25 protein-coding genes are annotated in these 25416 nt (G+C 60.9%); 3 read left to right on the top strand and 22 right to left on the bottom strand.

Translation table 11 applies throughout. The annotated features are described in order from the left end of the window. Positions 1–67: 67 nt before the first annotated feature. The 13 genes from AB4O23_RS11065 to AB4O23_RS11005 form a co-directional block, all read right to left on the bottom strand. Positions 68–736 carry a TetR/AcrR family transcriptional regulator gene (locus tag AB4O23_RS11065; RefSeq protein ID WP_017529490.1) on the bottom strand — a complete coding sequence of 223 codons (669 nt, stop codon included), beginning with the start codon at positions 734–736 and terminating at the stop codon, positions 68–70. Positions 737–1179: 443 nt separating this feature from the next. Continuing rightward, the gene (locus AB4O23_RS11060) at positions 1180–1965 is read right to left on the bottom strand and encodes a TatD family hydrolase (RefSeq protein WP_065876817.1); all 786 of its coding nucleotides are present in this window, start codon (positions 1963–1965) and stop codon (positions 1180–1182) included. 65 nt (positions 1966–2030) lie between these two features. Continuing rightward, on the bottom strand, positions 2031–3020 hold the full coding sequence (locus AB4O23_RS11055) for a DNA polymerase III subunit delta' (RefSeq protein WP_017529488.1): 990 nt from the start codon (positions 3018–3020) through the stop codon (positions 2031–2033). Next, positions 3013–3645 (bottom strand): dTMP kinase, encoded by a 633-nt coding sequence (gene tmk / locus AB4O23_RS11050; protein ID WP_017529487.1) that lies wholly within the window; start codon positions 3643–3645, stop codon positions 3013–3015. Before tmk ends, AB4O23_RS11055 begins: the two co-directional genes overlap by 8 nt. Positions 3646–3664: 19 nt before the next feature. Then, positions 3665–4786 (bottom strand): endolytic transglycosylase MltG, encoded by a 1122-nt coding sequence (gene mltG / locus AB4O23_RS11045; protein WP_017529486.1) that lies wholly within the window; start codon positions 4784–4786, stop codon positions 3665–3667. A gap of 1 nt (position 4787) precedes the next feature. After that, the gene (gene pabC, locus AB4O23_RS11040; RefSeq protein ID WP_460069814.1) at positions 4788–5603 is read right to left on the bottom strand and encodes an aminodeoxychorismate lyase; all 816 of its coding nucleotides are present in this window, start codon (positions 5601–5603) and stop codon (positions 4788–4790) included. Then, positions 5603–6847 carry a beta-ketoacyl-ACP synthase II gene (gene fabF / locus AB4O23_RS11035; protein WP_017529484.1) on the bottom strand — a complete coding sequence of 415 codons (1245 nt, stop codon included), beginning with the start codon at positions 6845–6847 and terminating at the stop codon, positions 5603–5605. The genes pabC and fabF overlap by 1 nt, the downstream gene beginning before the upstream one ends. Before the next feature lie 144 nt (positions 6848–6991). After that, positions 6992–7228: an acyl carrier protein gene (acpP, locus tag AB4O23_RS11030; RefSeq protein ID WP_005892238.1), complete on the bottom strand. Its 237-nt coding sequence runs from the start codon at positions 7226–7228 to the stop codon at positions 6992–6994. A gap of 191 nt (positions 7229–7419) precedes the next feature. Further along, positions 7420–8163, bottom strand: coding sequence for a 3-oxoacyl-ACP reductase FabG (gene fabG / locus AB4O23_RS11025; RefSeq protein WP_017529483.1), 744 nt, complete (start codon positions 8161–8163; stop codon positions 7420–7422). A gap of 25 nt (positions 8164–8188) precedes the next feature. Next, the gene (gene fabD, locus AB4O23_RS11020) at positions 8189–9127 is read right to left on the bottom strand and encodes an ACP S-malonyltransferase (RefSeq protein ID WP_017529482.1); all 939 of its coding nucleotides are present in this window, start codon (positions 9125–9127) and stop codon (positions 8189–8191) included. 140 nt (positions 9128–9267) lie between these two features. Then, positions 9268–10278, bottom strand: a complete 1011-nt coding sequence (gene plsX / locus AB4O23_RS11015; protein WP_116079776.1) for a phosphate acyltransferase PlsX — start codon at positions 10276–10278, stop codon at positions 9268–9270. Between the two features lie 4 nt (positions 10279–10282). Then, entirely contained in the window at positions 10283–10465 is a 183-nt protein-coding gene (gene rpmF, locus AB4O23_RS11010) for a 50S ribosomal protein L32 (RefSeq protein WP_003179396.1), read from the bottom strand. A 13-nt stretch (positions 10466–10478) separates the two neighbouring features. Next, positions 10479–11009, bottom strand: a complete 531-nt coding sequence (locus AB4O23_RS11005) for a YceD family protein (RefSeq protein ID WP_017529480.1) — start codon at positions 11007–11009, stop codon at positions 10479–10481. Between the two features lie 105 nt (positions 11010–11114). On the opposite strand from AB4O23_RS11005, the gene AB4O23_RS11000 reads away from it, so the two are divergent. Further along, positions 11115–11693: a Maf family protein gene (locus tag AB4O23_RS11000; RefSeq protein ID WP_460069816.1), complete on the top strand. Its 579-nt coding sequence runs from the start codon at positions 11115–11117 to the stop codon at positions 11691–11693. A 132-nt stretch (positions 11694–11825) separates the two neighbouring features. On the opposite strand, the gene AB4O23_RS10995 is transcribed toward AB4O23_RS11000, so the two are convergent. Genes AB4O23_RS10995 through rluC form a run of 3 tightly spaced genes read right to left on the bottom strand, consistent with a single transcriptional unit; the run spans position 11826 to position 14441 of the window. Beyond that, entirely contained in the window at positions 11826–12809 is a 984-nt protein-coding gene (locus AB4O23_RS10995; RefSeq protein ID WP_068937867.1) for a S49 family peptidase, read from the bottom strand. Between the two features lie 23 nt (positions 12810–12832). Then, complete coding sequence (locus tag AB4O23_RS10990) at positions 12833–13495, bottom strand: HAD-IA family hydrolase (protein WP_017529477.1); 663 nt, start codon at positions 13493–13495, stop codon at positions 12833–12835. Beyond that, positions 13482–14441: a 23S rRNA pseudouridine(955/2504/2580) synthase RluC gene (rluC, locus tag AB4O23_RS10985; protein WP_003175615.1), complete on the bottom strand. Its 960-nt coding sequence runs from the start codon at positions 14439–14441 to the stop codon at positions 13482–13484. The genes AB4O23_RS10990 and rluC overlap by 14 nt, the downstream gene beginning before the upstream one ends. A gap of 767 nt (positions 14442–15208) precedes the next feature. Between rluC and rne the strand changes: the two genes are divergently transcribed. After that, positions 15209–18427, top strand: coding sequence for a ribonuclease E (gene rne / locus AB4O23_RS10980; RefSeq protein WP_460063151.1), 3219 nt, complete (start codon positions 15209–15211; stop codon positions 18425–18427). Between the two features lie 62 nt (positions 18428–18489). On the opposite strand, the gene AB4O23_RS10975 is transcribed toward rne, so the two are convergent. From AB4O23_RS10975 to AB4O23_RS10965, 3 genes are all read right to left on the bottom strand, one after another. Beyond that, positions 18490–19068 (bottom strand): nucleotidyltransferase family protein, encoded by a 579-nt coding sequence (locus AB4O23_RS10975; protein WP_065876821.1) that lies wholly within the window; start codon positions 19066–19068, stop codon positions 18490–18492. Further along, positions 19065–20051: an XdhC family protein gene (locus AB4O23_RS10970; protein WP_065876822.1), complete on the bottom strand. Its 987-nt coding sequence runs from the start codon at positions 20049–20051 to the stop codon at positions 19065–19067. Before AB4O23_RS10970 ends, AB4O23_RS10975 begins: the two co-directional genes overlap by 4 nt. A 145-nt stretch (positions 20052–20196) precedes the next feature. Next, complete coding sequence (locus AB4O23_RS10965) at positions 20197–21528, bottom strand: dicarboxylate/amino acid:cation symporter (RefSeq protein WP_017529473.1); 1332 nt, start codon at positions 21526–21528, stop codon at positions 20197–20199. A gap of 338 nt (positions 21529–21866) precedes the next feature. Here AB4O23_RS10965 and AB4O23_RS10960 point away from each other — a divergent pair, with 338 nt between their 5' ends. Continuing rightward, positions 21867–22865 (top strand): AraC family transcriptional regulator, encoded by a 999-nt coding sequence (locus tag AB4O23_RS10960; RefSeq protein WP_017529472.1) that lies wholly within the window; start codon positions 21867–21869, stop codon positions 22863–22865. Between the two features lie 118 nt (positions 22866–22983). On the opposite strand, the gene AB4O23_RS10955 is transcribed toward AB4O23_RS10960, so the two are convergent. The 3 genes from AB4O23_RS10955 to AB4O23_RS10945 are packed head-to-tail and all read right to left on the bottom strand — an operon-like array spanning position 22984 to position 25331. Next, positions 22984–24330, bottom strand: a complete 1347-nt coding sequence (locus AB4O23_RS10955) for an ATP-binding protein (RefSeq protein ID WP_017529471.1) — start codon at positions 24328–24330, stop codon at positions 22984–22986. Continuing rightward, positions 24327–25004, bottom strand: a complete 678-nt coding sequence (locus AB4O23_RS10950) for a response regulator (RefSeq protein ID WP_460063143.1) — start codon at positions 25002–25004, stop codon at positions 24327–24329. Before AB4O23_RS10950 ends, AB4O23_RS10955 begins: the two co-directional genes overlap by 4 nt. A gap of 18 nt (positions 25005–25022) precedes the next feature. Then, complete coding sequence (locus AB4O23_RS10945; RefSeq protein ID WP_017529469.1) at positions 25023–25331, bottom strand: hypothetical protein; 309 nt, start codon at positions 25329–25331, stop codon at positions 25023–25025. Positions 25332–25416: the final 85 nt, after the last annotated feature.

Raw genomic sequence — 25416 nt, 5'->3', positions numbered from 1 at the left:
TAAATCAGTTTTTAGCAAGGTCCTTGCCTGAGTATATTCCTGGGGTACTACGCCTGGCAGCAAATCATTACGTGGCAGGCGCGTCGACGGGTGCGGCTTCCACCGGCGCCGGCTCGCTGCTGTGCTTACGCTTGTTGCCCATGCGTACGCCGATGTCCATCAGGAATTGGAAGAATCCTTCCTGATCTTCCAGCACATTGCTCCAGAACGGCGAGTGATACAGCGCCACGGCACCGTGCACCAGGGCCCAGGCGGCGCAGTAGTGGAAATACGGCGGTACGTCTTCAAGCTTGCCTTCGCTGATACGGCCCTTGATCAGCAGGGTCAGACGCTCGAAGTTCGAGGCACGGATCTTGTGCAACTCCTCGACCATCTCCGGCACCTGATGGCCCTTGACAACTTTCTCTTCCAGGCGGTCGAACAGACGATAGCGCTGCGGGTCACGCATGCGGAACTCGAAATAAGCGCGGGACAGGGCTTCCTTATCCTTGTCCACATCGGCCGAATGCAGCAGCTCGTTCAAGTCGCGCTCGTAATCGAGCATCAGCCGCAGGTAGATTTCGGCCTTGGACTTGAAGTGCTTGTAGATGGTGCCTTTGCCGATACCCACGGCATCCGCGATCATCTCGACGGTGACGCTGTCTTCGCCTTGTTCGAGGAACAACTTGAGGGCGGTGTCGAGAATTTCCTGCTCACGGCGGCGAAACTCACGGACCTTACGGGGTTCTTTGTGCATGAGGAAGAGGTCTGCAAAGGTCGGAATAGGAAGGGTTGCGCAGGGCCACGAATACATGGCGATACGATTTACCCAGTGCAAGGGATTATCCCGACTGAACGGTCGTTGGGCAACGCCTATGTGAACCCAACACGCACTTACTTTCAGCACGCCAACGTTTTCATGGGAATCAGTCAGAAATAATACGCAACATCTATCCCCGTACACCCCGCCATGAGAACTCAAGCGAAGTGGACGTATTCCAAATCTGTTTAAAAAACGAGCAGCAAAGACTGGACTGAATCAGAACATGATCAATACTTCAACTGTCGGCGTGACATCTCCCCCAAGTGAAGCGCCGACCTGGGTACCGACGGACTGTGTGCCCTTGTTTTACTCCTAATGGTCTTAACCCGGATTCACCCCCCAGAACCCGGGTTTTTTTTGCCCGCGATTTGGCCTCGTTACCCGCCAACGCGGGCCAATGGGAACAGGCGCTTGAAATTCTCGGTGGTCTGTTCGGCAAACCGCTCGTAAGGCTCACCGCGCAGCATCGCCAGGTAATCCGCCACCTCGCGCACATACTGCGGCAGGTTCGGCTTGCCACGATAAGGGATGGGGGCCAGGTACGGCGAGTCGGTCTCCACCAGCAGCCGATCCGCCGGCACTTGCCGCGCCACGTCACGCAGGGCATCGGCATTGCGAAAGGTGACGATACCCGACAGGGAAATATAGAACCCCAGGTCCAGGGCGGCCTTGGCCATATCCCAGTCTTCGGTAAAGCAATGCAGCACACCGGCCTGGGGCAAGGCGGCTTCGCGCAATAGCGCCAAGGTGTCGGCGCGGGCGCCACGGGTGTGGATGATCACCGGTTTGCCGGTGTGCTGGGCGGCTTGCAGGTGCAACCGGAAGGAAGCCTGCTGCAACTCGGCGGCTTCAGGCTCGTAGTGATAATCCAGGCCGGTTTCGCCGATGGCGACCACACGCGGATGGTTGAGCTCACTCAGCAGCCAATCAAGGGCGGGGGCTTCGCCGGGCTTGAGGTCCAGTGGGTGGATACCCACCGAGCAGTCTACGTCGGCATAACGGTCCGCCAGGGCCTTGACGTCGGCGGCGTTGTCGGCACTGACGCCGATACACAGGAAGTGCCCTACCCCACGCTGGCGAGCGGCTTGCAGCGCTGCATCCAGGGAGCCGTTGTGCTGGGCGAGGTCGAGACGATCAAGGTGGCAATGGGAGTCTACGAGCATAGGAAATTACGACTTGAGATCACAGAAAGTTGTCTGGCCGACGATACACCTGTCGGCCACGGAAATTAACGTCGGCCAAGCAACCCGACCCACTGCACCAGCAGCGCTTCGAGCAACAGCACACGGTTGAGGTTGGCCTTGCCGAGCACCTTCTGGCGCTGGGCGAGGATCCAGTCCTGAATATTCAGTACTTTTTCCTGGGCGCTTTTCTGCGCGAGGTATTGCACCACCTTGCGCATATCCGGCAGGCCAAGGCCGTTTTCATCCTGGGTCAACTGGTAACGCAGGATCAGGCTCGACCAGTCGCAGAACCAATCGAACAACAACAGCAGTGGAATATCCTTCCAGGCGCTCTCGGCCAGTTGTGTCGCGGAGAGTTCCTGCTTGAGCAGCTTTTTAACGCCATCCACCACCAGTGCCCGTTGCTCGCGCACGCCTTGGGCCTGCAACTTTACTGCGGCCAGAGGCGAGCCGGCTGCCAGGGTGAGCAATTCCACCCGCTCGTCTTCGGAGCAGTCCGGCAACGCCTGCCCCAGCCATTGCAAGCTCATAGCCTCGCTGGGCAAGGGGCACGCCTGCTGCACGCAACGGCTGCGAATGGTCGGCAGCAAGCGACTGGACTGATGGCTCACCAGCAACAGCACGGTGTCGCCGGAAGGTTCCTCCAGGCTTTTGAGCAAGGCGTTGGCGGCGTTGATATTCATCGCCTCCACGGGCTCGATCAGCACCACCTTGCGCCCGCCCATTTGCGCGGTCTGCACCACGAAGCTGACAAGGTCGCGCACTTGGTCGACCTTGATCGCCTTATCGGCTTCCTCGGGTTCCAGCAGGTAGTTATCGGGGTGGCTGCCGGCCTTGAGCAGCAGGCAGGATTTGCATTCGCCACAGGCGTTCAGGTTGACCGGGCGTTGGCACAGCAAGCTGGCCATCAGGCGCTCGGCAAGGTCGCGCTTACCGATACCGATTGGCCCGTGCAGCAAGTAGGCATGGGCGTGCTGGGCACGGCCGGCCAACTGCTGCCAAAGGCTGTCCTGCCACGGATAGGCCTCAGCCACGGGCGCGCTCCAATAACGTGGGCAGCAGCGCATCAATGCTTTGCTGCACCTGGGCCAATGGCCGGGCGGCGTCCAGCCGGTGATAGCGCGCCGGCTCAGCCTCGGCACGCGCGAGGAAGGCCCTGCGTACGGCATCGAAAAATGCCTGGCCTTCCAGCTCGAAACGATCAAGACGGCCACGGGCGCTGGCGCGGGCCATACCGACTTCCACCGGCAGGTCGAACAGTAACGTCAGGTCAGGGCGTAGATCGCCCTGCACGAAGGTTTCCAAAGTGGCGATACGCTCCAGAGACAAGCCACGACCACCTCCCTGGTAGGCGTAGGTAGAATCGGTGAAACGGTCGCAAATCACCACCGCTCCACGTGCCAGGGCCGGGCAAATCACCTCGGCCAGGTGCTGGGCACGGGCGGCAAACACCAGCAGCAGCTCGGTGTCCGGGTTCATCTGTTCCTCGCCTGGGGCAAGCAGCACTTCACGAATGCGCTCGGCCAGCGGCGTACCGCCAGGCTCGCGGGTCAACACCACTTCGATACCTTCGGCGCGCAAGCGCTCGGCCAGGTAATCGCGGTTGGTGCTTTTGCCGGCGCCTTCCGGGCCTTCCAGGGTAATAAACAAGCCAGTCACAGGCAGTCCTTAGTCAGAGTCATTGCGGGCTTTGCGGCGCGGCGGTGTCCGGCGTGGGCTCGGCGGGTGCGTCTGCGGGCGGCATCACGTCTTCGGCAGGCTTTGCCACCGGCGCCGGGCTGGAGCGGTAGTCGGCGCGGCGCTTGAGCTGAAACTCTCTCACGGCGGCATTATGCGCACCCAGGTCATCGGAGAAAATATGGCTGCCATCGCCACGGGCGACGAAATACAGACTGCTGCCCGGCACCGGGTTCAGCGCGGCATGGATCGCCTCGCGGCCGACCATGGCGATCGGCGTCGGCGGCAGGCCAGCCACCATGTAGGTGTTGTAGGGGTTGGCTTCCTTGAGGTGGGCGCGGGTCAACTTGCCGTTATAGCGCTCGCCCAGGCCGTAGATCACCGTGGGGTCGGTCTGCAGTAACATACCGACCTTCAACCGCCGCACAAAAACCCCGGCGATCTGCCCGCGCTCTTGCGGTACGCCGGTTTCCTTCTCGACAAGGGAGGCCATGATCAGTGCCTGATACGGATCGGTGTACGGCACATCGGCGGCGCGAGTGTTCCACTCCTGGGCAAGCACGTCATCCAGGCGGTTGTAGGCTTTCTTGAGAAATTCGACGTCCGTCATGCCACGCACGAAGCGGTAGGTATCGGGGAAGAACCGTCCTTCGGGAAATACGCCGGGGTGGCCGAGCTTCTCCATCACTTCGCTGTCACTCAGCCCCGGCAGGCTCTGCACAATCTTTTCGTGCTTGGCCAAGGCCGAGCGCACTTGGCGGAAATTCCAGCCTTCTACCAGGGTCAGGCTGTATTGCACCACTTCGCCGCGCTGCCACAGGCCGATCAGGCCTTGGGCGGTCATGCCGGGAGCCATACGGTATTCGCCGCTGTGCAGCGGCTGCCCATCGAGGTTGAAGCGCCAGTAAAGGCGCAACCAGAAGGCGCCATCGAGCACGCCGTCGGCTTCAAGGCGATTGAACATACCGGTAGGGGTCGCCCCAGCCGGCACATCGAGCAACTGCTCCTGGGTCAGGTTCAACGGTTGCTTCAAGGCAGCGTCGTATTTCCAGGCAGAAAAGCCCAACAGCAACGCCGCCGAGAACAGACCGACCAGCAGCAGTACAACCAGTTTTCGTATCAACTCAAATATCCAATAGCGCGCGAACAATGCCCTGCAGTTTACGGGTGAGCGGGCCAACCGGCCAGCGCATCGCGGCGTACCCGCGCACCGGCCAAATGCCATAAACGCTGTTGCACATGAAAACTTCGTCGACCTGCTGCAGTTGCTCGACAGTGATATCAGCCACGGCCACCGGGACGCCCAGCGTTTGTGCCTGGGCCAGGATCTCGGCGCGCATCACCCCGGCTACGCCGCAACGATTCAGATCGGCGGTTAGTAACAAGCCGTTGCGCACCAGGAACAGGTTGCTGAATACACCCTCGATCACACGCCCGGACATATCCAGCATCAAGCCTTCGGCGTGCTCGGCATCCTGCCACTCGGCACGGGCGATCACCTGCTCCAAGCGATTAAGGTGCTTGAGACCGGCCAGCAACGGCTGTTCAGCCAGGCGGGTGGCACACGCAAACAGGCGGATGCCATCGATTGCATGGGCGGGGGGATAAGTAGCGGGCGGACTGCCCTGCAAGATACGACGCACCGGCGCGTCAGGGTTGATCCCATAACCGCGCAGGCTGTCGCCGCGGGTGAGGATCAGTTTGAGAATACCGCTGCCAAGGGCGCCAGCGTAGGCCAGCACTTCGTGGCGGATCACGGTCGGCTCCGCCACCAGCGCAAGGCGCCTGCAACCCTCGTCGAGGCGCTGCAGGTGGCGGTCGAGCAGCACAGGCTGCCCGGCCTTGACCACCATGGTCTCAAACAGCCCATCGCCATACGCCAGGCCGCGATCTTTCAGGGGCACGCTGTCCGCTGGCTGACCGTCGACCCAGCTGTACATCACTCGGCGAACCGGCGGAACACCAGGGAACCGTTGGTGCCACCAAACCCGAAGGAGTTCGAGATTGCCACATCAATCGGCATCGGCTGGGCTTCGTGAGGCACGAAGTTCAGATCGCAGCCTTCGTCCGGCTCATCCAGGTTGATGGTCGGCGGAGCGACCTGATCCTTGATGGCCATGACGCTGAAGATCGCCTCGACCGCGCCCGCCGCGCCCAACAGGTGGCCGGTCATGGACTTGGTGGAACTCACGGCCAGCTTGTAGGCGTGCTCGCCGAACACCGACTTGATGGCTTCGGCTTCCGCCAGATCGCCCGTCGGGGTCGAAGTGCCATGGGCGTTGATGTACTGCACCTGGTCCGCATTGACCTTCGCATCGCGCAGTGCGTTGGTGATGCAACGCGCAGCACCGGCACCGTCGGACGGTGGCGAGGTCATGTGGTAGGCGTCGCCGCTCATACCAAAACCGATCAGCTCGGCGTAGATGGTGGCACCGCGCGCCTTGGCGTGCTCCAGCTCCTCGAGCACCAGCGCACCGGCGCCGTCGGACAGCACGAAGCCGTCACGGCCCTTGTCCCACGGACGGCTGGCACGGGTCGGCTCGTCATTGCGCGTCGATAATGCACGCGACGCGCCGAAGCCGCCCATGCCGAGGCCGCAGGCGGCCATCTCGGCGCCGCCGGCGATCATCACGTCGGCTTCGTCATAGGCGATGTTGCGCGCCGCCATCCCGATGCAGTGAGTGCCCGTGGTACAGGCTGTGGCGATGGCGTAGTTAGGCCCCTGTGCACCCAAGTGGATGGACAGGAAACCGGAAATCATGTTGATGATCGAGCCAGGCACGAAGAACGGTGAAATTCGACGAGGGCCGGATTCATGCAGCGTGCGGCTGGTTTCTTCGATATTGGTCAAACCACCAATACCCGAACCCATGGCCACGCCGATGCGCTCACGGTTGGCGTCGGTGACTTCCAGGCCGGCGTTACGCACCGCCTGAAAACCGGCTGCCAGGCCGTATTGAATGAACAGGTCGAGTTTGCGGGATTCTTTGATCGAGAGATATTCCTCGACATTGAAACCCTTTACCGAGCCGCCAAAACGGGTGGAATAGGCAGAAAGGTCCGTGTGTTCGATCAGACCAATACCACTGTGGCCAGCCAGAATGCCCTGCCAACTGCTCGGCACATCCGTACCCAGTGGCGACAACATACCCATACCGGTGACTACGACGCGTCTACGCGACACAGCACTCTCCTTTTTCTTGATGACGACACTTCGTTTCAGAGCTCACTTTTCATCGGCGCCAGTTTTCATAGACGCTAAAGAAAAAACCGCACGCCGTTACAGCAGTGCGGTTTTTCCCTGACAGCAAGCGACGACTACAAACTATTACGCCTGGTGGCTAGTAACGTAGTCGATGGCAGCTTGAACAGTAGTGATTTTTTCAGCTTCTTCGTCCGGGATTTCGGTCTCGAATTCCTCTTCCAGAGCCATCACCAGCTCAACGGTGTCAAGGGAATCGGCACCCAGGTCTTCTACGAAGGAAGCAGTGTTGACCACTTCGTCTTCTTTAACGCCCAGTTGCTCGGCAACGATTTTCTTGACGCGCTCTTCGATGGTGCTCATACCTTGTTTAACTCCTAATGGACAAATTCAGGCAGCTGGCCAGTGGGTAAGTGTATAGAAAGCCATTTCAGCTTTTCAACTGAAAGCTTCACCCTGTACCCGCTCGGCCACCTGTCTATAAATTAAGTTGCAGCTTTATAACGGATTTTAGACAGCTCGTATGACATTTTTTTGAAGCGATCCGTCACAATTTAACTCATGTACATCCCGCCGTTCACCGGGATTGTAGCCCCAGTCACGTATGCCGCACCGTCGGATGCCAGGAAAGTGACCACATTCGCGATCTCTTGAGCCTGGCCCAGACGGCCCAGCGGAATCTGCGTCAGCAAGGCTTCACGCTGTGCTTCAGGCAGTTCGCGGGTCATATCGGTGTCGATGAACCCTGGGGCCACCGAGTTGACCGTAATCGACCGCGAGCCGACTTCACGCGCCAGTGCACGGCTGAAACCCTCCAGACCGGCCTTGGCGGCTGCATAGTTTACTTGGCCTGCGTTGCCCATGGCACCCACTACGGAGCCAATATTGATAATTCGACCCCAACGCGCCTTGGTCATCCCACGCAAAACACCCTTGGACAGGCGAAACAGACTGTTCAGGTTAGTATCGACCACGTCGTGCCACTCGTCGTCTTTCATGCGCATCATTAGGTTGTCACGGGTGATACCGGCGTTATTCACCAGAATCGCCGGCGCACCGAACTGTGCGGTGATCTCGGCCAGTACGGCAGCCACGGACTCGTCGCTGGTCACGTTCAGCTCAAGGCCGGTGCCTTGAACGTCGTTTTCCTTCAGGGTAGCGGCGATACGCTCGGCGCCCGAAGCAGACGTGGCGGTGCCGATCACGATAGCGCCCTGACGGCCCAGTTCCAGGGCGATCGCCTGGCCAATGCCACGGCTGGCGCCGGTAACCAGTGCAACTTTACCTTGCAGACTCATGCAGGCTTCTCCTAAGTTCGAGGGGTCAGGCCTGCGCCGCGCGAGCGGCAGCGAAGGCATCCGGGGTATTGAGGTTGGCAGTCGACACGCCATCGGCGCAGCGTTTGTTCAGGCCTGCCAGGACTTTGCCTGGGCCGCATTCGACCAGCTCGGTGGCGCCGTTGGCAGCCAGGGTCTGGACCGATTCAACCCAGCGCACCGGCTTGTACAGTTGTTCCAGCAGGTCGCGCTTGAGGGTCTCGAGGTCGGCGGCTACCGCCGCGCTGACGTTCTGTACCAGCGGGATCTGCGGCGCCTGCCAGTTGATGGCGGCGATGGACTCGGCAAAACGCTCGGCCGCCGGGCGCATCAGCTCGCAGTGCGACGGCACGCTCACCGGCAACGGCAACGCGCGCTTGGCGCCACGGGCCTTGCAGCCTTCAATGGCACGCTCGACTGCCGCCTTGGCACCGGCAATCACCACCTGACCTGGGGAGTTGAAGTTCACCGCACTGACCACTTCACCCTGGGCCGCTTCGGCGCAGGCTTCGATCACTACCGCGTCGTCCAGGCCCAGGATAGCGGCCATGCCGCCCTGCCCAGCCGGGACGGCTTCCTGCATCAATTGACCACGGCGCTCGACCAGCTTGACGGCCTCACCCAGGGTCAGGCTGCCCGCCGCTACCAGGGCGCTGTATTCACCCAGGCTGTGACCGGCCACGAATGCCGGGCGCGCGCCGCCTTCGGCCAGCCACAAGCGCCACAGGGCGATCGAAGCGGTCAGGATGGCCGGTTGGGTTTTATCGGTTTGATTGAGTTGCTCTTCCGGCCCTTGCTGGGTCAGCGCCCACAGGTCGTAACCCAGGGCGTCGGAAGCTTCCTTAAAGGTGTCCAGGATCAACGGGTATTGCGCGCCCAGCTCGGCCAGCATGCCGAGGGACTGCGAACCCTGCCCTGGAAAGACGAATGCGAGGGATGTAGACATGTAACAAGCCCCTAAATGATCAGGTCGTCGGAAATGGTCGCTCCCGATCTTAAAATGAAGGGTGGGAGCGCACGAAACTGACAGATTGGATGGTCAATTGAACTGGCCGGTCACATTTAAGCACTCCCGGGCCAATTCGCCTAAGGCAACAGATCCTCAAGACGGCCGTGCAACCGTTGCGGCAGGTTTTCCTGGATCTCGATCACGGCTCGCGCAATGGCACTTTGAAACCCTTCCACACCGGCCGAACCGTGGCTTTTCACCACAATGCCCTGCAACCCCAGAAAGCTCGCGCCGTTGTGCCTTGCCGGCGCCAGGTCAGCCTGTAACCGCCGCATCAATGGCAGCGCCAGGGCGCCGACAAAGCGCGAGACCATGCTCTGCTTGAACAACGCCTCAATGCGCGCGGCGATCATGGTCGCCAGCCCTTCACTGGACTTGAGCAGGATATTGCCGACAAACCCGTCGCACACCACCACATCCGCTTCGCCGCGGTATACACCGTCACCCTCGACAAAACCGATGTAGTTCAGGCCGCGCGCGCCTTGCAACAGGGTAGCGGCCAGCTTGACCTGCTGGTTGCCCTTGATGTCTTCGGTGCCGATATTCAGCAGGGCGACTCGCGGGCGGGCCACGCCCAGCGCTTCGGCGGCCACCGAGCCCATCACGGCGAACTGGAACAGGTGCTCGGCACTGCAATCCACATTCGCGCCCAGGTCCAACAGCTGGCAATAGCCTTTCTGCGTCGGAATCGCCGCGACCATCGCCGGTCGGTCAATACCCGGCAGAGTCTTGAGCACGTGCCGCGATAACGCCATCAACGCCCCGGTATTACCGGCACTGACGCAGGCTTGCACCTTGCCATCACGCAGCAACTCCAAGGCCACCCGCATTGAGGAGTCGGGCTTGCCGCGCAACGCTGCCGCCGGCTTTTCATCCATGGTGATGGTTTCGCTGGCTGGCGTAATCGTCAGGCGCGCGCGATCCACAACCGGATGGCTGGCAATCAATTCTTCAAGGAGTGAGGGTTGACCGACAAGGGTCAGGTGCAACGAGGGCGTGGCAGACAGGCTGGCAATGCAGGCCTGAACAATGCTGCGGGGACCGAAGTCCCCGCCCATTGCGTCAATCGCGATGACTTGAGCAGACAAGTGATTACTCGTCAGCGCCCTTGTCGATCACTTTACGGCCACGGTATACGCCTTCTGGCGATACGTGGTGACGCAGGTGAACTTCACCAGTGGTCTTTTCCACGGACAGGGTGCTAGCCTCGAGAGCGTCGTGCGAACGGCGCATGTCACGGGCGGAGCGGGATTTTTTGTTCTGCTGAACAGCCATAATTGATTAACTCCTAAACGTTTGGGTCACGCTTTAACTGCGCCAATACACTGAACGGGTTGGACCGCGTTACCTCGTCCTCGCTCGGCTCGGCCTCGTCATCGAGACCCTCCGGCTGCTGGCATTCTTCCGGATGATGAGCAGGCACAATGGGCAAGGCGAGCAGAAGCTCCTCCTCGATCAGTGCATGCAGATCCAATGGATCTTCGCCCAGTTCCAGCACGTCATAACCTTTCGGCAACGACTGGGTATTCGCACCCTCCTTCACCACGGCGTAACTGCATTCGCTGTGGATCGGCAGGGTGACCAGCTCAAGACAACGCTGGCAAACCATTTTGACTTCGGTGTCGACAAAGCTGTGGATCACCACAGATTTGCGTTCATCTCGTTCAAAAACGAATTTGGCCTGCACCGTACCGACATCGTCGGAAAGCGGGTCGCAGAGTCTCTTCAAATCGGCCAGCAGCAGTTCACCTTGAAGGGTGGTGCCACGGTCAGCCAATTTGCGCGGGTCAACGTGAGGTGGAATCGGGTCATTCAACATAGGCGCAGCATTATAGGGATGCACCCGGCCATGTCAAAGGAAATTCAGCCCTGTGCGTCAGCCGGTCGCCCCGCTAGAATCCGCGACTGCTTTGAGGAGATGCCCATGCTGCCTTTATTACTTGCTTCCAGCTCGGTTTATCGCCGGGATTTGCTGAGCCGCCTACGCCTGCCGTTCATCTGCAGCTCGCCGGATATCGACGAAAGCCACCGTGCCAACGAGCCTGCCGTGGAACTGGTCAAGCGCCTGGCTGAACAGAAGGCACGCGCCCTTGCAGCTCAATACCCCGAGCACCTGATTATCGGATCGGACCAGGTTGCCGCACTGGACGGGCGGATTATCGGCAAACCGCACACCTTCGAAAACGCCCGCGAGCAGTTGTTGGCGGCCAGCGGCAAGCGTGTGAGCTTTCTCACCGACCTGACGCTGCTCAATACCAAGACAGGGCACTGCCAGGTGGACTGCGTTCCGTTTACCGTACACATGCGCGAACTAGACGTTGAGCGCATCGAGCGCTATCTGCGGACCGAACAGCCTTATGACTGCGCGGGCAGCTTCAAGGCCGAAGGGCTGGGCGTGAGCCTGTTCCAGAGTACCGAAGGGCCGGATGCCACCAGCCTTGTAGGCCTGCCACTGATTCGACTGGTGGACATGCTGCTGGCCGAAGGCGTGCAAATCCCCTAGGAGAAACATAAATCAAAATGTGGGAGGGGCTTGCCCCCGATAGCGATGGACCCACCAGCTTCTTTATGGCTGACACACCGTCATCGGGCACAAGCCCCTTCCACATTTTTGATATCTACCTGCCCCGAACTGTCAGCGCAGGCTCGGGCCCTGGAAGCCCATGTACAGGGCCAGCTTCTCCGCCACGCTGGCACCGAGTTTTTTGGAGAAGCGATCAAACGGCGATTCCTCAACCGTGAAATCCACCAACTCCTTCTCGCCAATCACGTCACGCGCCACCGAACTGGCACTGCCCAGGCCATCGACCAAGCCCAGCGGCAGCGCCTGCTCGCCTGACCAAACCAGACCCGAGAACAACTCCGGGTGCTCTTTGTCTTTCAGACGATCGCCACGCCCCTGCTTCACGCTGGCAATGAACTGGCGATGGGTAGTATCAAGTACGCCCTGCCAGAACTGGGTCTCATCGGCCTTTTGCGGCTGGAATGGGTCAAGGAACGCTTTGTGCTCGCCTGAGGTATAAGTGCGACGCTCTACCCCGAGCTTCTCCATGGCGCCAACAAAGCCGTAACCCGCCGCTGTCACACCAATGGAACCCACCAGGCTGGCCTTGTCGGCATAAATCTGGTCAGCGGCGCTGGCAATATAATAGGCACCCGAAGCCCCCAGGTCGGAAATCACCGCATACAGCTTGAGATCCGGATGCAGGCCGCGCAGACGGCGAATCTCGTCATACACATAACCCGACTGCACCGGGCTGCCGCCTGGGCTGTTGATGCGCAGGATCACGCCCTTGACCTTTGGGTCCTCAAATGCGGCACGCAGACTGGCGACGATGTTATCGGCACTGGCCGGCTCCTTGTCGGCGATGACCCCACGCACTTCGATCAACGCGGTGTAGTTGGCGCCGCGCGTCGCGCTTTTTTCCATGTCCATCAGCGGGCTGAACAAGGCCAGCATGAGTAACAGATAAGTAAAGGTCAGCAGCTTGAAGAAAATCCCCCAGCGCCGTGCGCGACGTTGCTCCTGGACGCTGGCCAGAAGCGTCTTCTCCAGCAGCTTCCAGCTTTTGTCGTCACCACTTTCTGCCTTTTCAGGCGCTTTCCACTCGTCACTCATGTGCCATCAACCCCGGCTAAGACTTATCGGGCCCGGCTGAGCCAGGCCTGCAATTGCGAAAAATGATCGATCATGACCCTGGGCTCATATGGCTGCAACGCCTCGGCGGATTGGGCGCCATAGCTGACCGCCACACTGTCCATGCCGGCGTTGCGCGCCATCATCAAGTCGAAGGAGGCGTCACCCACCATCAGTGCCTGGCGGGCAGACACGCCGCAATGAGCCAGGATCTGCTCCAGCATCAGAGGATGTGGTTTGCTGGCGGTTTCATCGGCGGCGCGGGTGATATCGAAATAGTCTTCCCAGCCATGGGCCCTGAGCACCCGATCCAGCCCGCGACGCGCCTTGCCGGTGGCGACCGCCAGGTAGTAACCCTCGGCACGGAAGGTGTCCAGCGATTGCACAACCCCTTCAAACAGCGGCGAAGGCTCAGCCTCCAGCGCAATGTAGTGATCGGCGTAGTGCTCGCGAAAAGTGATCAACTCAGGGTCGGTGATTTCGGGATACAGGGTGCGAATCGCCTCAGGCAAGCCCAGACCGATAATGCCCTTGACCGCCAGGTCGCTGCACAACGCAAAGCCTGAACGGGTAGACGCCACGTGCATTGATTCAACGATACGGCCAATGGAGTTGGCCAGGGTCCCGTCCCAATCAAAAATCAGCAGCTTGTAATCAAGGTGCGACACTCAAACGCTCCACGGTCTTGGCCCACATCTCATCGACCGGCGCCTGCAGCTTCAATTCGCCACCATCCGGCAGCGGCACAGTAAGCATGTAGGCATGCAGGAACAGGCGCTTACCGCCCAGGTCGCGGATTTCCTTGGAGAAACCCTCATCACCGTACTTGGTATCGCCCGCAATGCAGTGGCCCGCATGCAGGGTATGCACGCGGATCTGGTGGGTACGCCCGGTCACCGGCTTGGCCTCGACCATGGTGGCGAAGTCACCGAAGCGGCGCAGCACCTTGAACAGGGTCAGGGCTTCTTTGCCCTCCTCGTCCACTTCGACCATGCGCTCGCCCGAACGCAGGTTGCTCTTTTGCAGCGGCGCGCGGACGCTCTTGATCGAACTGGCCCAGTTGCCGCGCACCAGCGCCATGTAGCGCTTGTCCACGCCATCGCCACGCAGGGCGGTGTGCAAGTGGCGCAGCATGCTGCGTTTTTTGGCAATCATCAGCAGGCCAGAGGTATCGCGGTCCAGCCGATGGACCAGCTCAAGCTCCTTGGCATCCGGGCGCAATTGACGGAAGGCTTCGATCACGCCGAAGTTCAGGCCGCTGCCACCGTGAACCGCAATGCCACACGGCTTGTTGATCACGATCAGCTTGTTGTCTTCGAACACGATCGATGCTTCCAGGCGCTGCAACAGCCCCTGGGCCAAGGGCACAGGCTCGTCACGCTCAGGCACGCGCACGGGCGGCACACGAACGATATCGCCCGCCTGCAACTTGTACTCGGGCTTGATGCGCCCCTTGTTCACGCGCACTTCGCCTTTACGCAAGATGCGGTAAATCAAGGTCTTGGGCACGCCTTTGAGCCTGGCCAGGAGAAAATTGTCGATGCGTTGGCCGGCATATTCCGGCGAGACCTCAAGCAGCTGGACGCTGGGGGTCGGGGGGGCGGTAGTCGTCATGGCGGCGATGATAACAATTTTTTATGGAATTGAAGCACTTAATCATTGCTGCTATAGTCGCGAACGCCGCCAAAAGCGGCCTGGCCAGAGGACATGCGGCAAACTGCCGGCCCTGACCATCGCAATTCATCAGGACGCGAGGCCGTCCTACGGGGCTTTCGCCACCTTGGAAGGCTCAGGATTGTAACAAGCGCAGGTGACATGAGGCCTGAAGCGAGTGCGATGCGCAGAGTGAATACTCGCGTTGCGCGCCGATATTTACGGCCAGTTCACAAAGTGCAGTCAGTCTTGTGCCAGACCATGGCGAATGCTTCGGAAACAACGCCTGTTAAGAGCTGAGTGAGAGCGCAATCGCCCACATTCAGTCTTGTTTAGCCATGAGCGTGGACTCCCCATTGGAGAACACGGTAAATGCCAACCCGCTGCGGATTCTGCGCGCGGCAGCACCCGAATTATCAGGGATACGTGTAGGGTGGAGATGCACAACCGTCGGACCGTGTAGCACTAGGCTTATATTTAGACGCTTCATCTCGTCCACAGTCGTCGGTTGATTCCTCCTCCTGACCTTAGCTTTTGTTGAAGTGGTGCCTTTGTCACCACCGCTAACAAGCAGGACGCGTCCGTCGCGATGCCCGCCCAATTGGCAGGCTTTGCTGGACACTGGAGTGGCCAACCACTCTTGACGCACCTGACACCGACCGTGAGAAGTCGTGTGTGCCGAACGCCGTTTCCGGCAGCCCGGAAACCGACGGTACAACATGAAAAGAATGCTGATTAACGCAACTCAACCCGAAGAGTTGCGTGTTGCACTGGTAGATGGCCAACGCCTCTACGACCTGGACATCGAGTCCGGTGCACGCGAGCAAAAGAAGGCCAACATCTACAAAGGCCGTATTACTCGCATCGAACCAAGCCTTGAGGCAGCCTTTGTCGATTTCGGCTCCGAGCGCCACGGCTTCCTGCCCCTTAAAGAAATCTCCCGCGAGTACTTCAAGAAAGCCCCTGAAGGTCGCGTGAATATCAAGGACGTCCTGAGCGAAGGCCAGGAAGTCATCGTTCAGGTCGAAAAAGAAGAACGTGGCAACAAGGGCGCAGCCCTGACCACTTTCATCAGCCTGGCCGGCCGTTACCTGGTGCTGATGCCGAACAACCCACGTGCCGGCGGTATCTCCCGTCGCATCGAAGGCGAAGAGCGCAACGAACTGCGTGAAGCGCTGAACGGCCTGATCGCACCGGCCGACATGGGCCTGATCGTGCGCACTGCGGGCCTGGGCCGCAGCAGCGAAGAAATGCAGTGGGACCTCGACTACCTGCTGCAACTGTGGACCGCCATTAAAGAAGCCTCGCTGGATCGTTCCGCGCCGTTCCTGATCTACCAGGAAAGCAACGTGATCATCCGCGCTATCCGCGATTACCTGCGCCAGGACATCGGCGAAGTGCTGATCGACAGCGTTGAAGCCCAGGACGAAGCCCTGACCTTCATTCGCCAGGTGATGCCGCAGTACGCCAGCAAGATCAAGCTGTACGAAGACAGCGTGCCGCTGTTCAACCGTTTCCAGATCGAAAGCCAGATCGAAACCGCCTTCCAGCGCGTGGTTGAACTGCCTTCCGGCGGCTCCATCGTGATCGACCCGACCGAAGCCCTGGTGTCCATCGACATCAACTCCGCGCGCGCCACGAAGGGTAGCGACATCGAAGAAACCGCCCTGCAGACCAACCTGGAAGCGGCTGAAGAAATCGCCCGCCAGCTGCGTCTGCGTGACATCGGCGGCCTGATCGTGATCGACTTCATCGACATGACCCCCGCCAAGAACCAGCGCGCCGTGGAAGAGAAAGTCCGCGAATGCCTGGAAGCTGACCGTGCCCGCGTACAGGTCGGCCGCATCTCGCGCTTCGGCCTGCTGGAGATGTCCCGTCAGCGCCTGCGCCCTTCCCTGGGCGAGAGCAGCGGCATCGTCTGCCCGCGCTGCAACGGCACCGGCATCATCCGTGACGTTGAATCGCTGTCCCTGGCGATCCTGCGCCTGATCGAAGAAGAAGCCCTGAAAGACCGCACCGCCGAAGTCCGCGCGCAAGTGCCGATCCCGGTTGCAGCCTTCCTGCTCAACGAAAAACGCAACTCGATCACCAAGATCGAACTGCGCACCCGCGCCCGTATCGTGATCCTGCCGAACGATCACCTCGAAACGCCGCACTTCGAAGTGCAGCGCCTGCGTGATGACAGCCCGGAAGCCCACAGCGGCCAGTCCAGCTATGAAATCGCCGCGGCAGCTGCCGAAGTGGAAGAAGTCCAGCCAGCTGCCGCGACCCGCACCCTGGTTCGCCAGGAAGCAGCCGTGAAGACCGCGCCGGCCCGCGCCAACGCACCGGTGCCGGTTGAAGTCGCAGCCCCGGTTGCCGCGCCGGCCGCCCTGCCTGAGCCAAGCCTGTTCAAAGGGCTGGTGAAGTCGCTGGTCAGCCTGTTCGCCAGCAAGGAAGAGCCTGTGGCACCGGTAGTGGTTGAAAAACCAGTATCCGAACGCCCGGCACGCAACGAAGAGCGTCGCAACGGTCGCCAGCAAAGCCGTAACCGCAACGGTCGCCGTGACGAAGAGCGCAAGCCTCGCGAAGAACGTGCACCGCGTGAAGATCGCGCGCCACGTGAAGAGCGTGCGCCTCGCGAAGCCCGTGAAGACACCCCGGCCGTCGCCCGTGAAGAACGTGCACCCCGCGAAGAGCGCGCACCCCGCACCCCGCGCGCCCCACGTGAAGACCGCAAGCCACGTGGCGAGCGTGAAGAGCGCGTGCGTGAACTGCGCGAGCCGCTGGACGCCGCCGCGCCAGCCGTTGCTGGCGCTGCCGCCACTACCGAAGAGCGCCCGGCCCGCCAGCCGCGTGAAGAACGCGCCCCACGTGAAGAGCGCCAGCCGCGCCCTGCGCGTGAAGAGCGTCAACCACGCGCCGAGCAAGCCGCTGCCGCCAGCGAAGAAGAAGTGCTGACCGGTGAAGAGCACTCGCAGGAAGATGGCCAGGAAGGCGCCGAAGGCGACCGTCCACGCCGCCGCTCCCGTGGCCAGCGTCGTCGCAGCAACCGTCGCGAGCGTCAGCGTGATGCCAACGGCAACGTGATCGAAGGCTCGGAAGAAGCCGGCGAGAACGCGCAGGCCCACACCAGCGAACCGACCGGCGCCGAACTGGCTGCCGGGCTGGCCGTTACCGCTGCCGTTGCCAGCTCGGTCATCAGCGCACCTGCTGAAGCCCAGGCTCACGAGCAAGCTGAACGCGCCACGGCTGCTGTCGAAGAAACCGCTGCTGTAGAAGCGCCTGTTGCCGAGACTCCCGTAGTTGAAGCACCTGTCGTTGAAGCCACCACCCCGATCGAAGCCCCAGTGGTTCCGGAAGTGGAAGTGGCACCGGTTCGCGACGCCCAGCCAGACACCGAAGTGGTTGCCGTTGAACCGGCTCCAGTGGTTGAACCTCAGCCAGTGGTTGAAGCCCCGGTTGAAGTCGCGGCTCAAGCCCCGGTTGCCGAAGAAGCCGCCCCGGCAGTGCGTGAAGTTCGTGAAGTTCGTGAAGAACAGACCGCCTTCCAATGGGCTGCCGAGCCCGCCGCTCCGATTGAAGCCCCAGCGCCTGCGCCTGTCGTAGAAGAAGCGCCGGCACCGGTTGCCGAAGTGGTTGAAGCGGCTCCGGTTGTGGTTGCCGAGCCTGCGCCAGCGGTCGAAGTGCCGGCCGTCGCCGAAGTTGAAGCGCCAGTGGTCGAAACGCCCCCTGCCAGCGCCCTGACCGAAAACGGCCGCGCACCGAACGACCCTCGTGAAGTGCGTCGCCGTCGCAAGGAAGCTGAAGCCGCCGCTGCTGCTGCTGCTGCTGCTGCTCCAGCCGTAGTCGAAACCGTCGAGGCGCCAGCCCCGGTTGCTGAAACCGTGGTTGAGCACGCCGCTGCTGAAGCAGTGGTAGAGCACCAGGCCCAGGAAGAAGAACACGAGACCAAACCTCTCGTCTGATTCCATGAGCCACTAAAAAGCCCCGCCTGAGTGATCAGGCGGGGCTTTTTTATGGTTGCTGATTAGCGGTAATCCAACGACGCGGGCACATCCACATCCCATGACACACCGGGGTCATCCACCGGCACTTCCTTCAGCGCAGCCTGCGCAAACAGCGATTTGGCACCACGGTCCCCGGTCAATACCATCAAGGCAGGCCCGAATGCGCGGGCAAACGCGACCGGATGCCCATATCGCCCGGCATGCACGGGCACGTTGATGCTATCGAGACCTTCCATCACGCGCTCGATTGTCGAGGCCTGAATAAACGGCATATCCCCCAGCACCACCAGCCAGCCCTGCGCCGAAGCGCTGGCCGCGACGCCTGCGGCAATGCTGTGGCCCATGCCGGCCGATTGCAGCAACAAGACCTTGCAGCCATACGTTTTGGCCAACTGAATAACGGCCGTACGATCCGGCGAAGTCACCACCCAGCGCTCCACCAGCCCCTGCGGCAGATTCACCAGCACCTGTTCGATCACCGGCCGCGTCACGCCGTCCCGACCGACGCAGGGCGCCAGCAACTTATCCTGATCCCTCCCCGCTTCAGCGCGAAACCGGCTGCCCTGCCCTGCCGCCAGCACAATCGCGGCGAGCGTCACTCAACCACCACCGGCAAGGGTTTTTTCTGCATCGGCGCCACGCCATTTTTGATCGCGACAATTTCCGCCAGTAGCGACAGAGCGATTTCCGCCGGTGTGTGGCTGCCGATATGCAACCCAATCGGCCCGTGCAACCGCGCGATCGCCGCCGCCGATAAGCCCAATGCAGCGAGGGTTTCCCGGCGTTTTTGCGTGTTGACCCGCGACCCCAGCGCACCGATGTAAAAAGCACTCGAATTCAACGCAGTCAGCAATGCCATATCGTCCAGACGCGGGTCGTGAGTCAGGCAGACAATGGCCGTGCGCTCGTCGGTCTGGATACTCAATACCGCTTCATCAGGCATGCCCGGCACAAAACGACCATGTTGCTCTTCCCAGCCGTACACAAACTCTTCACGCGGGTCGCAGATCAACACTTCAAAATCCAGCAAACGCGCCATTTCGGCCACGTAGCGCGACAGTTGCCCGGCACCGATCAACAGTAGGCGCCAGCGCGGGCCGTAGATGGCCCGCAAGCGTTCACCGTCGAAGCTCACCACGTCGGTCTTGCTCGCGCTGCTCAAGGTGACTTCGCCGGTGACCAGGTTCAGCTCGCGCGCGACGACTTGATGGTCCTCACAACGCGCCAGCAATTCCTCGACCCAACCCCAGTCATCCACCCGCTCTTCAGTCAGGCGCAGGGTGCCGCCGCAAGGCAGGCCAAAACGCGCCGCTTCATCGCGCGTCACGCCGTAGGTCACCAATTGCACGGGCGGGCCGTCAGCGGGTAAGCGGCCATCCTGCAGGCGCGCGATCAGGTCATCCTCGATGCACCCACCCGAAACCGAGCCAATCACCACCCCATCGCCGCGCAAGGCCAGCATCGCCCCCGGTGGGCGCGGGGCACTGCCCCAGGTCTGCACCACGCTGTACAACACCACTCGCTGCCCGGCGCGGCGCCATTCGAGCACGCTACGCAGGACATTCAGATCCACACTGTCCATCACGCCTCCCGCCAGCGTTGTTGCTGAAATATTTATTTACTGTAAAGCAAAAGAATTCAAAAGTGGCCGCGCACAAACGCAAACGCCCCGAACCAGTCGGGGCGTTTGCAGATGACGGCTAGCGTGAGTTCACGCCATCAGTCGTTTACTTGACCACAGGTGCAGGGCCTTCGGCCACGCCCAGGTCATCGAGTTCGCGGGTTTCGGAGATACCGGTACCACCGGACGCCAGCTCGCTTTGCAGCTTGTCGGTGTCCAGTTCCTTGACCCACTTGGCCACAACGATAGTGGCAACTGCGTTACCCACCAGGTTGGTCAGTGCGCGGGCTTCGGACATGAAGCGGTCGATGCCCAGGATCAGCGCCAGGCCGGCAACCGGCAGGTGGCCGACGGCCGACAGGGTTGCCGCCAGTACGATGAAACCACTACCGGTCACGCCGGCAGCACCTTTGGAGGACAACAGCAGCACCAGCAGCAGGGTGATCTGGTGGGTGATGTCCATGTGGGTGTCGGTCGCCTGGGCGATGAACACGGCCGCCATGGTCAGGTAGATCGAGGTACCGTCGAGGTTGAACGAGTAGCCGGTCGGGATCACCAGGCCTACCACGGATTTCTTCGCGCCCAGACGCTCCATCTTGATCAGCATGCGTGGCAGTGCGGATTCGGAAGAAGAAGTACCCAGTACGATCAACAGCTCTTCACGGATGTAGCGGATCAGTTTGATCACACTGAAGCCGTGGGCGCGGCAGATGGCGCCCAGCACCACCAGCACGAACAGGACGCAGGTGATGTAGAAGCAGATCATCAACTGGCCCAGTTGCACCAGCGAACCTACACCGTAGGCACCGATGGTGAACGCCATCGCACCCAGGGCACCGATCGGCGCAAGCTTCATGATCATGTTGATGATGTTGAACATCACGTGGGCGAAGCGATCAATGAAGTCCAGTACCGGCTTGCCGTAGGCGCCCAGGCGGTGCAGGGCGAAACCGAAGATCACCGAGAACATCAGCACTTGCAGGATGTCGCCGTTGGCGAAGGCGCCGACAATGGTGTTCGGGATAACGTTGAGGATAAAGCCGACGATGCTCTGGTCTTTACCGGCAGTCACGTAAGCCGCGACTTTGGACGCGTCCAGGGTGGCCACGTCGATGTGCATGCCGGCGCCCGGTTGCACAACGTTCACGACAACCAGACCGATCAGCAGGGCGATGGTGGATACGATTTCGAAGTACAGCAGCGCGTAGCCGCCGGTTTTGCCGACCGATTTCATGCTCTGCATGCCGGCGATGCCGCTGACAACGGTGCAGAAGATGATCGGCGCAATGACCATTTTGATCAGTTTGATAAACCCGTCACCCAGCGGCTTGAGGGCCACACCGGTCTGCGGGTAGAAGTGGCCCAGCAAAATACCGATAACGATTGCAACGATCACCTGGAAATACAGGGATTTGTAGATTGGCTGACGAGTCGTCATTGCGAAATTCCTCAAACGTCCCATGGGGCAAATATCCGCCATTGCCCACGGCACTTGAATTGCGAACCCTCCTGCACTGGAGGGATTTGTTGTTTACGAGGCCTGTAGGACTAAGCCTGCGCTGTCTTGTGTATCGCAAACGCCGTGCCACTTTCGGCAAATCCGCTAAAGGCCTTTAGACATCAGGGTTTAGGGTTTCCAAGCAGGGTTCCCGCCACCGAAGCGGTTGGCGGATTTCCGCCGCACGGCCCGATCCCGTCCTACAATTTGGCGGATATCCGCCTTGTTGCCCTGCTCGTCAATGACTACCCTCTGGCCTTCCGCAACGAGGGCCCCGCATGCGTGAACGTACCATCGCCAGTCACTACGCCCGCGCTGCCCTCGGGGGTGCGCGTCGGGCCGGTTACGATTATTCGGGCCTGCTCCAGCAGGTGGGCATCACTCCTGAATTGTTGACCGAAGCGCGTGCCCGCATCACCCCGGAACAATTTACCCACTTGCTGCAAATGCTCTGGCAGGGGCTGGACGACGAATACCTGGGGTTCGCCGAGGCCCCGAGCAAACGCGGCACCTTTGCCATGATGTGCCACGCGCTGATTCACTGCCGCACGCTGGAGAAGGCCCTGGAACGCGGCTTATTATTTTATAGCCTATTCCCACAAGGCCCGCGCTGGCAGCTGACGCTAGATGGCGAAATGGCCCACTTGAGCCTGGATGACTCGCACCTATGGGACCCGGACCACTTTCTCAGCGAATGCCTGCTGGTGATCTGGCATCGCCTGGGCAGTTGGCTGATTGGCCAGCGCATCCGGCTGCACCAGGCCACGTTCAGCTACCCGATGCCCGCCCACGCCAGTGAATATGACCTGCTGTTCCCCTGCCCCCTGGTGTTCGGTGCACCGAACAGCAGCCTGGTGTTTCCCGCCCGCTATTTGAGCCTGCCGCTGTTGCAGGACGAACGCACCCTCAAACATTTTCTCGAACGCTCCCCCGCCGACCTGCTGTCACGCCCGGATGAAGGCGATAGCCTGAGCAGCCAGTTGCGTCGTCTGTTAAGTCGCGACCGCACGCCCTGGCCGGATCTGGAAGCCGTCGCCCAACACCTGCACGTCAGCCCGCAAACCCTGCGTCGGCATTTGCGCGAAGAAGGCACCAGTTTCCAGACGCTCAAGGACGAACTGCGGCGGGACATCGCCATCTACCACTTGGGCCGGGCGGATTTGTCGTTGCAAGCGATCGCCGAGCAGTTGGGCTTTTCAGAACCGTCGGCGTTTCATCGGGCGTTCAAGAAGTGGACGGGGCTCACGCCGGGGGCCTACAGAGCGCAGGAGCGTTAAAGATGTGTCGCCTGACCGGGCCTCATCGGGGGCAAGCCCCCTCCCACACTTGAATGTATTCAGAGATCAAAATGTGGGAGGGGCTTGCCCCCGATGAGGCCTTTACAGCCCATAAGGATCAAACAGCCGGAAAATGAATCCTGAACGCCGCCCCACCCAAAGGTGAATCGCCCAGGGTCAGCCGCGCGCCGTAGCTTTCGATGATGTCCTTGACCACCGCCAGCCCAATCCCCTGTCCAGGGTGCTGGCGGTCCAGCCGCTCGCCGCGCTGCAAAATCCGCGCGCGCTGATCCGGCGGTACGCCGGGGCCGTCATCTTCGATGCACAACTCGATGCCTTCAAGGCTTTCTACCAGGCTGATGTGCACTTCGCTCAGGCACAGGCGGTAGGCGTTTTCCAGCAGGTTGCCGAGCAACTCGAGCAAGGCGCCCTTCTCGATTGGTATGTCGCACGCCTGCGGCAAGTCAAAAGACACCGTGACGCCCTTGTCGCGGTACACCTTGCCCAGCGTATCGCACAGGCTTTGCAGCACCGGTTCAAGGCGCACCTGATGGCGCACCAGGCCGCTTTTGCGCAAGCTGGCACGTTGGAGCTGATAGCTGATCTGCTGGCTCATGCGCTCGATCTGCGATTGCAGCACCCAGGCCTGGTCGCGGTCCTCGGGGCGCTGGGCCATGTCTTCGCTCACGCCTTGCAACACCGCAAGCGGGGTTTTCAGGCTATGGGCCAGGTCGTCCAGAGAATCGCGGTAGCGCGCCCGCTGCTCGCGTTCACTGTGCAGCAAGCGGTTGAGGGAGCCGGTAAGGCGCAGTAATTCACGGGGGTGTTGTTCGGAGAGACTTTCACGGGTGCCGCCCTCGATCTGGTCCAACTCCTGGCTCAACCGCCGCAAGGCTTGCAGGCCCCAGGTCAGGCCCAGCCACAGTAAGGTCAGTAGCACCAGCAATGCCGCGCCGAAACCCAGGTAAAGGTTCTCGCGCAGGCCCTCCAGGGTCAGCTGGTATTCACGCACCGGTTGCAGGGCCACGATACTGAACGCCGCGCTCTTGCCGCCAAGCAGCTTGACCTCCACGTCATAGACGAAGAATTCCTGGCCGTCGGCCTCGCGGATCCGCGCAAACTCATTGCCACGCCCGTCGTAACGCGGCTTGTAGTTGATGTTTTCGTCGCGGGTCGCCCGCGAGCGCCACACCAGGTGGCCTTCGCGGTCGTAGATATAGCCGAGCAACCGGCTATCGGTGAGGTTGAAACGCTCATCCGGCAATTGCGCCGGCATCAGCAGACGATTGTTTTCGACCCGCGCGGCCGAGATCAACGTCGTGACATCCGACGCCAGGCGCTGCTCGATAGAGTCCTGCAACGCCAGGCTGAACGCACCTTGCATGGCGGGCAACAAGCCCAGCATAAACAGCACGGCCAGGGTGGTGGCCGCCAGCATCAAGCGCACGCGTAACGAGCGAATCAACGGCAGCGCTCATTGAACAGGTAGCCCAGGTCGCGCACGGTGTCGATCGGTTTGAACCCGGCCGGGCCTTCCAATTTGCGGCGCAGGCGGCCGACCAGCACTTCAATGACGTTTGGATCACGCTCGTCATCATCGGGGTAGAGCTGTTCCATCAAGCGGTCCTTGGCGACGACTTGCTGGTGATGGCGCATCAGGTATTCGAGGATGCGGTATTCGTAGGCGGTCAATGCCAAGGGCTGTTCGTCGAGCGACGCTTGCTTGCGGTTGAGGTCCAGCAGCAGAGGCCCGGCGACGATGGTCGACTGGGTAAACCCGCTGGAGCGACGCAGCAAGGCGTTCATGCGCGCCTCCAGCTCTTCGAACTGGAACGGCTTGACCACATAGTCGTCGGCACCGGCGGCCAGGCCTTCGACCTTGTCCTGCCAGTTACCGCGTGCGGTGAGGATCAGGATCGGGAAGGTCTTGGCCTGGGTGCGCAATTGGCGGATCAGGTCCAGGCCGCCCATGCCGGGCAGGCCCAGGTCGATGATCGCCAGGTCGTGGTTGAATTGGCCGATCTGGTAAAGCGCCTCTTCGGCATTCGCCACAGCCTCGACCACATGGCCGCTGTCGGTCAGGCGGGTAAACAAGTGATGACGCAACAGCGCCTCATCTTCCACCACCAGCAATTTCATAAGGCTCTCCAAAGCAAATCAACTGTCCGACAGGAGGACATCATAGCGGCCCTGCAGGTCTTGCGGGCGCAGTTTAATGCCATTGAACCGGCCGCTCAGATGTTCATAGCCGACGCGGTAGGTTGGCTGCGGGGCAGCAAGCCCCAGGGCCTGGCCCCAAGGCTGGGGCTGGCTGCCTGCATCCTCGAAACTCACACGCTGGATCAGGCTACTGGTTTTCTTGGTTTTCTCCCTGCCGAACTCGGCGAAGGCACCTTCCGAGGCTTGGGCCCCGGCGGTGGCACTGAGCAGGGTCAAGGCCAACATCAGCTTTTTGATCGCAGTCATGGTGGGTTACCTCATACGCGTTTGGGCTGTTGTGACCAGCCTACGCAAACGCCCCTGAACTCCCCCTGAACAGCCGCGGGCTATC

Source organism: Pseudomonas sp. H2_A10, assembly GCF_054680085.1.
This window is presented reverse-complemented; position numbering and strand designations above follow the sequence as displayed.

Bases quoted from the DNA above. Each gene is read 5' to 3' on its own strand.
- AB4O23_RS10945 (WP_017529469.1), bottom strand. From the start codon at position 25,331: ATGACTGCGATCAAAAAGCTGATGTTGGCCTTGACCCTGCTCAGTGCC.
- pabC (WP_460069814.1), bottom strand. From the start codon at position 5,603: ATGTACAGCTGGGTCGACGGTCAGCCAGCGGACAGCGTGCCCCTGAAA.
- rpmF (WP_003179396.1), bottom strand. From the start codon at position 10,465: ATGGCTGTTCAGCAGAACAAAAAATCCCGCTCCGCCCGTGACATGCGC.
- rluC (WP_003175615.1), bottom strand. From the start codon at position 14,441: ATGACGACTACCGCCCCCCCGACCCCCAGCGTCCAGCTGCTTGAGGTC.
- AB4O23_RS11065 (WP_017529490.1), bottom strand. From the start codon at position 736: ATGCACAAAGAACCCCGTAAGGTCCGTGAGTTTCGCCGCCGTGAGCAG.
- AB4O23_RS11005 (WP_017529480.1), bottom strand. From the start codon at position 11,009: ATGTTGAATGACCCGATTCCACCTCACGTTGACCCGCGCAAATTGGCT.
- AB4O23_RS10970 (WP_065876822.1), bottom strand. From the start codon at position 20,051: ATGGACAGTGTGGATCTGAATGTCCTGCGTAGCGTGCTCGAATGGCGC.
- AB4O23_RS11000 (WP_460069816.1), top strand. From the start codon at position 11,115: ATGCTGCCTTTATTACTTGCTTCCAGCTCGGTTTATCGCCGGGATTTG.
- fabD (WP_017529482.1), bottom strand. From the start codon at position 9,127: ATGTCTACATCCCTCGCATTCGTCTTTCCAGGGCAGGGTTCGCAGTCC.
- AB4O23_RS10995 (WP_068937867.1), bottom strand. From the start codon at position 12,809: ATGAGTGACGAGTGGAAAGCGCCTGAAAAGGCAGAAAGTGGTGACGAC.
- AB4O23_RS10965 (WP_017529473.1), bottom strand. From the start codon at position 21,528: ATGACGACTCGTCAGCCAATCTACAAATCCCTGTATTTCCAGGTGATC.
- rne (WP_460063151.1), top strand. From the start codon at position 15,209: ATGCTGATTAACGCAACTCAACCCGAAGAGTTGCGTGTTGCACTGGTA.
- acpP (WP_005892238.1), bottom strand. From the start codon at position 7,228: ATGAGCACCATCGAAGAGCGCGTCAAGAAAATCGTTGCCGAGCAACTG.
- fabG (WP_017529483.1), bottom strand. From the start codon at position 8,163: ATGAGTCTGCAAGGTAAAGTTGCACTGGTTACCGGCGCCAGCCGTGGC.
- AB4O23_RS11060 (WP_065876817.1), bottom strand. From the start codon at position 1,965: ATGCTCGTAGACTCCCATTGCCACCTTGATCGTCTCGACCTCGCCCAG.
- AB4O23_RS10960 (WP_017529472.1), top strand. From the start codon at position 21,867: ATGCGTGAACGTACCATCGCCAGTCACTACGCCCGCGCTGCCCTCGGG.
- AB4O23_RS10950 (WP_460063143.1), bottom strand. From the start codon at position 25,004: ATGAAATTGCTGGTGGTGGAAGATGAGGCGCTGTTGCGTCATCACTTG.